General features: G+C 34.5%; 5 protein-coding genes and 1 pseudogene. All 6 read right to left on the reverse strand.

The window, feature by feature from the left end:
• Positions 1 to 340: 340 nt before the first annotated feature.
• The gene (locus EJN67_RS14575) at positions 341 to 511 is read right to left on the reverse strand and encodes a hypothetical protein (RefSeq protein ID WP_207208040.1); all 171 of its coding nucleotides are present in this window, start codon (positions 509 to 511) and stop codon (positions 341 to 343) included.
• Between the two features lie 153 nt (positions 512 to 664).
• Positions 665 to 2,263, reverse strand: coding sequence for a response regulator (locus EJN67_RS13600; protein ID WP_129724977.1), 1,599 nt, complete (start codon positions 2,261 to 2,263; stop codon positions 665 to 667).
• Positions 2,256 to 4,097 (reverse strand): cache domain-containing sensor histidine kinase, encoded by a 1,842-nt coding sequence (locus EJN67_RS13605; RefSeq protein WP_165000890.1) that lies wholly within the window; start codon positions 4,095 to 4,097, stop codon positions 2,256 to 2,258. The genes EJN67_RS13600 and EJN67_RS13605 overlap by 8 nt, the downstream gene beginning before the upstream one ends.
• 319 nt (positions 4,098 to 4,416) lie before the next feature.
• Complete coding sequence (locus EJN67_RS13610; protein ID WP_129724979.1) at positions 4,417 to 5,787, reverse strand: MATE family efflux transporter; 1,371 nt, start codon at positions 5,785 to 5,787, stop codon at positions 4,417 to 4,419.
• A gap of 151 nt (positions 5,788 to 5,938) precedes the next feature.
• Complete coding sequence (locus EJN67_RS14425; protein ID WP_279387734.1) at positions 5,939 to 6,130, reverse strand: Beta-galactosidase C-terminal domain; 192 nt, start codon at positions 6,128 to 6,130, stop codon at positions 5,939 to 5,941.
• A gap of 39 nt (positions 6,131 to 6,169) precedes the next feature.
• A pseudogene (locus tag EJN67_RS13615) lies at positions 6,170 to 6,697 on the reverse strand (beta-galactosidase trimerization domain-containing protein); the annotation flags it as partial.
• Between the last annotated feature and the right edge of the window lie 137 nt (positions 6,698 to 6,834).

Raw genomic sequence — 6,834 nt, forward strand, 5'->3', positions numbered from 1 at the left:
CATAGAAGATGTCATCCTTTCGTTAAGTTATTTGTTTATTCGACTAATATTTTAACAGGATGGCATCTTCTTTTCAATTCTATTGGTAATTTATTACTCTAAATCCCTACGGTAATTTTACGCTAACCCCATAGATCCATTAAAACCACTCTCGCCTTTTGCTTATCATACGCCATATTGACGGGATCTTCCTACATCTAAAAGGTACAATCAAGGCCTGAATTATTCAATGCTAAAAAACCTGAAGATTAGTCAAAACCAAATCTTTTTATAGAACATTATTTTCAAAAATAGGCTCTGTCAATCTTTACAATGATCAACAAAGCCTAAATATACCAAACTATGGCAATAGACTAAATTTCTCTTCTAGTAGTTCCTCTGAGTTAGGTCCCACATACGCCATGAACTCACCTGGTTCTGACTCAAACGACATATCCTGTGTATGAAATCTAAGCATGGGCTCATCTATGGTGAATCTAACTTTAATCTCTTCACCAAGTCTTAAGAATATCTTTTTAAAACCCCTTAGTTCCTTTACAGGCCTTTCACACTACCACTTATATCTCTTATATACAGTTGGACAACTTCATATCCTGCCCTATCGCCTATATTTATTCTCACTAAATCATGCATTAAAAGCCCTAAAAAACTGCTACTATTTCAACTAGCACTCATATCCCCTTTCACGTTCCAACTCAGTTCTAAACTCAGCAAAAGTAATGCCTTCACATTTTTTAAACTGTCTATAGAAATATTCTGAATGCTTATACCCTACTTTCTCTATGATTTCATATATTTTGAAATCGCCTGTCATATATAACTGTTTTGCCTTTTCAATACGCTTTTTATTTATATAACTCGAAAAAGATACACCTGTATTATCTTTAAAAAGCTGCCCCAAATAGGCATAGTTCACATAGAAATCATCTGCTATTTGGGATAACTTAATATCATTACAATAATTATCATCTACATATTCTACCACACGATCTATTAGACTTTTAGAACTTTGGGATCTCAATTCCATAATATATGAATGTATTTTTCTGCTCATTTCAATAATCCAATCACCTAGCATGTCTACATTGTTACATATATTATCAATTGTATCTAATATATTATACCCAAAAATTTCATTGGCACTTCCGTTATATTTCTCTATTAATACTGAGAGGTCCCATGCAATGCTAATTAACATAGACTTTATAATATCCTTTGTTATCCTATTAGATACAATATTTTTAATAAGATCATCTATTTGGTTCTGTATAGACTCTTCATCCATTCTCTCAACTGCCCTTAGGAAAAGATCCTTATCCCATTTTAAATTCCACAATTCTTCACCCCTATCAGCAAACTCATAATATGAGATAACCTTTTTGCGTCCATCGAAAATTCCGCCTTCTAACAATTGCAGGGCCTCTCTTCTGGAAATTTTAATATCGGAAAGTTTTGTCTTATACATCCCATATCCAATAGTCACACTAATCCCCAAGTCTCTTTTAATAATTGAACTTATAGTTTCAAGTTTTGTATGCAAGGAATTTATATCACCATCATATGAAGATTGATCAAGTATCAATATACCAAACATACCGTTAATTTCTTCATAGACATGTCCAAGCCTATGCTGCCGAGCAAACTCTTCTATAATATCCCTTACATTGTGCTTAAGTGGCTTAGCATTTATATTATCTTCTACCATATAGTAAAAGTCATCTATCCTTATCATGACTACATTATATAAGCAATTAGATAGATCAATACCGTATTTCTCAAGTTCTTCCTTCCTTTGCTCAACATCCACATAGCCACTGACAAATTCATATAACAATCTATCCCTGAGTATTTTCTTTTTCATTTTTTCTTCTTGCTCTAGCTCTAATTTTCTATCTAGTTCATGCCGTATACAGAGTAGCTGCTCTACCAATTCATTTGGCATAACGGGTTTTAAAAGATATGCTTTGACATTGTATTCTATTGCCTTTCTGGCATACTCAAAATCATTATAGCCACTTATTATTATTATCTCGATGGATTCATTATATTGCTTTATCTGCCTACATAACTCTATACCATCCATAGCTGGCATTCTCACATCAGTAATTACAAGGTCAATTCCATCGTTTTTTATTTTTCCCAGTGCCTCTCTTCCATTGCCCGCAATGTCTATTATATTAAAACCATAATCATTCCAATCAATTATCTTACACATTCCTTCGCAGATTATTGGTTCATCGTCTACAATTAGTACATTATACATAGCTATCTTCTCCTCCAGCCATTTGCATAGGAATTCTAATAACAACTTTTGTGCCTACACCTTCTAAACTATCTATTTCGATTCCATATTCTCTACCATAGTATAACACTAACCGTTTGTTGATATTACTGAGCCCTATACTCTTACGTTCTTTGGAGTTTATTATACTATCTTCTGCATTTTTTATACTCGATTGAATGCCCTTTAGCCTACTGGATTCTATCCCCAATCCATTATCCTCAACAACTATCTCCAGATTATCATTAAAAGCCTTAGCAGTTATCCTTAAAAAGCCTACACCTTCCTTGAGCTCCAAGCCGTGATAAATTGAATTCTCCACAACAGGCTGTAGTGTAAATTTAGGAATTGGTACGTTGTAAAAGGTATCCTTCACATCTATTTCATATTGTAATTTATCCTTATACCTAAACTTCTGTACCCTTAGATAATTTAAGACAAGGTTTAATTCATTCTCAAGAGTGGACAGATCCCTATCCCTGTCCCATTCTATACTCCTCCTCAATATATTTGCAAAGCTTCTCACTACCTCACATGTCTCAAAATCTCCTTTGGTGAGTAAATTCATGCTAATAGATTCCATAGTATTGAATAAAAAATGGGGATTAATTTGACTTTGTAATGCATTTATCTCTGCTGTTCGTTTCTCCAGCTCTAAATCTTTGAGTTTGAGTTCTGAAATATATACTTCTGATATCAACTTGTCTATTCTCTCCAACATCTGCTTAAAACTACGTGACAGCTCTCCGATCTCGTCATTCTCGTTATAGGGCTCAAATGTATCCACTTCAAAATCGTCTTCCTCTGTTACCCTATTCATGGAATTTGTGAGTGTTCGCAATCTACTTGTCATCTTATAAGAAAAGACGAATAAAAATACAACTGTTACACCTATTATTATCAGGCATATAATTATGCTATGCATCACAGTTTTATTGATATCCTCCATTATGACATCGGGGGAGATAACTGATATTAATCTCCAACCATTCAAACCTTTTCGCATCTGCAACTCCTTTTCTAATTTTATGCAGACACCAGCGCCAGGGATAAAATGCTTCTCTTTATATTCCGGACAATCAATATCAAGTACATCTCCAATATGGTATACCTCGTTCAAACTATCATCTGTTGCTAGGGTAAAAATACGGTCATTATCATCAAGTAGATAGACCTTTTTATTCATACCCTCCTCCCTCATAAGATTGTCAATTTCCTTTAGGGAAATCTCCATTTTGAGTACAATATCTTCCTTGCTACTAAATGATGAATGGAGCGTTCTAGATACAGAAAACACCCTATTACCCACATTGTCAACATAAGGTATAGAAATGACATTAGACCCCCTTGCCTCAATCGCATTCCTATACCAATCCTGCTTAGCTACATTCTCATCTACATAAAATATCATATCTCTATCTTCAACTATTGTATCATTGGTGGTAAAAAACGATATCTTCACCGAAGTAGGCATACTCAACTGTAGCCTCCCAGTGGACTTTGAAATATTATCTGCATAAAAGCTCAAATAATCTGATTTGTTTTTGTATTTTCTACTCAACATATCTATAAGATTAGACTCTGTAAAGATGTCATCAGATATTTTAAAATACTTTCTAAACTCATTTGATATATTGGTATCCATCTGTTTTAAAGTTATCTTATTGATATGATTTATATAATCCAGAATAATACTCTTGGTGTTCCATATTAAAAAGCTACCGATCATAAGTACAGGTATTATAACTACAATCAGATATGATATAAGCAGCTTTCTATGCATTTTCATATTCTTTATATTTAGAAAGATCCCCATACTCTCAGTCACCCTCCCTAAATTTTTGTCAAATCTCCTCTCTCTACCTATTTTAATATATAATTCTCTAATATATAATTTTATCTTTAATAATTTATTACTGTTAGCTGACTCATTAGCGATTTTCATTATTTATTCTATCACGTAGCCATGTAATGTTTTAAGCTCTACGTATTTTCTACCCATTGTAAATTCTCTCTTAATCATATTATACAAAAAGCAAAGAGAAGTTTATATAAGTAATATTTGGATTTATTATTGGTTGTCTATACATATTTAACCACAAAACGCAACCTTATCAAAGGTCGCGTCTTATGCTCTACATCTGGATTTTTCTTCCCACTTTATTTGGATAATCTGCAAATATATTCTTGCTTTTATATAGTATAAAACTTAAAATAAATCTAGATAGCTGATCTATGGCTATTATAATCCATATTGTAACTATTGTAGTATCAAATACATAGGTCAGTATTAATGATAATGGTATTCTAATACCCCAAAGTCCAATCCCTGCTACTAGCATCGGAAGCCTTGTATAGCCTGCTGCCTTTAAAGCGCCATTAAAGACCCTAGATAAATTTTGTGGAATTTGAATAAAGCCCATTAACCTGACATAGATTGCTCCTAATTCAATAACATCTTTTTCATCTGTCAAGAGCCGCATTACCTGTTTGGGAAATAATATCAATAGTAGACTACCTATGCTCATTATAATGAGTGCACCCTTTGTAATTTCATCTACATAGCTTTTCCCCAACTTTCTATTATTTGCTCCGAGGGCCTGACCCACAAAAGTTGTTGCAGCAACTCCAAATCCAAGCGAGGGCATCTCAGAAAGAGATTCAGCCTGAAGTCCCAATTGGTGGGCAGCAAAAGGAACCTCGCCGAAAGACAGCACTACTTTAGTTAATATTATAGCTGAAAATTGCCAAAAGAGATCTTCAAAGGCTGAAGGTGTACCTATTTTGCATATCCTACCTATCTCCACCATATCAAATTTAAAAAAATCTTTATTTCTCATAGTATATAGTATCCCATCTCTATTGAATAATACATATAGATTTAACGCCGCCGATGCCCCCTGGGCTAAAACTAAAGCTATTGCTGCACCTTTTATACCCATCTCATTAAAACCCATATGGCCAAATATGAGAATATATCCACATATTATATTGACCACATTCATTACAAACGAAATAATCATGGGAATCTTGGCATCACCTAACCCCTGCATTATACCTACAGTGATAAGAGATATGCCCTGGAAAACTAGACCTATTGAAACTACTCTCAAATAGAACGTTGCCTCCTGCATTACCTCAGCTCCGGGGTTAAATAACTTCAAAAAATTTCCACCTTGAAAGTAAATAAGTATTTGGAGTATAAAGGCCAATACAACGGAAAATAAAATCGATTGCTGTGACACCTTTTTTACTCGCTCCATATCCCTTGCACCATAATATCTGGCCACAAATACGCTAGTCCCTATGGAGAGCCCTTTAAAGATACACCACAATATACCTGTAAGCCTTGAACACAACCCCTGAATAGTTACGGCGGTAACACTGATCCGCCCAATCATGGCCATTGAGACTATTCCTGTAGACATCTGCAGTATATTTTCTATAGTTATGGGTACTATCATGGAATATATTGTCCTGCGAATTCCGCCATCTCTTACATTCATATTTACATCATCCTTATATCTCATTGTTGGCTATTAGTCTACTACTAATAGCCAACAATTTCCTAAGAAATATAAACCTTAAATATAGCATGATATTGCATAAAAAACTGACTAAGCTTTTTCATGCCGACACATATATAGTCCCAAAAGATTACTTGCATTCCCTTACCAACAATTTAAAGCTATATGCCGACATGTCGATCTTCTCACCTGCATTATTACCAGTTAAGAGATCCTTAAGCTCCATGTTATTTAGAAAAATTGTCTTTGTATCATCGGAGTAATTTTGTAGAAATATATAATCCCTCTCACCATCTGTACGCATTTGTGCAGTTACTCCCATGGGTAGATCAGTTTCTAAGCATTTATTCAGATTTAAGCTAGAGATAATACTCCCATAAAAATCATATAAAAACTCATTATTGTTTCTAAAAGCAATATAATATGCCTTCCCTGCCCCATACTCATTAACTGTCAATGCAGGACGTCCAGCATAGAAGTCTGTATCATATACTGCAAGGGGTCGGGCTGTCTCTGCGTGTATGAGATCACAAAAGATCCTAGCTTCATATCTTTCTTGCATACCTGGTAAAAGTTTCGTATTCACATTTACATAATTTACATCCTCATCATATAAGGCATCAATCTCCTCTGACCATACCCCCATTGTTTTGCGCAATGGACCGGGAAATCCTGTCAAGAAACATAGATCATTTTCATCTGCAATGCCACTCCAATATGTGGTCACAAAAGTTCCACCATTTTTTACAAATTTCTCTATCCTCTTCCCCACCCCCTCTCGCACCATATAAAGCATAGGTGCAATTACAAGTTTGTATTTTGAAAAATCCACATCCATACTGATGACATCTATAGGGATTCCACGACTCCAAAATTGTCTGTAGTGACTTTGACAGGTTGTTACTACTCAGGCATTGACATCTTAGGGTAGTAGATTATTGGAAATATCTGATTGATGCAATTTATCCCCAAGATGCATTATAATTATAGCATACATAAATAATGGGTGGTAATTGTAATGAACGA

The organism is Xylanivirga thermophila, assembly GCF_004138105.1.
GTDB lineage: Bacteria > Bacillota > Clostridia > Caldicoprobacterales > Xylanivirgaceae > Xylanivirga > Xylanivirga thermophila.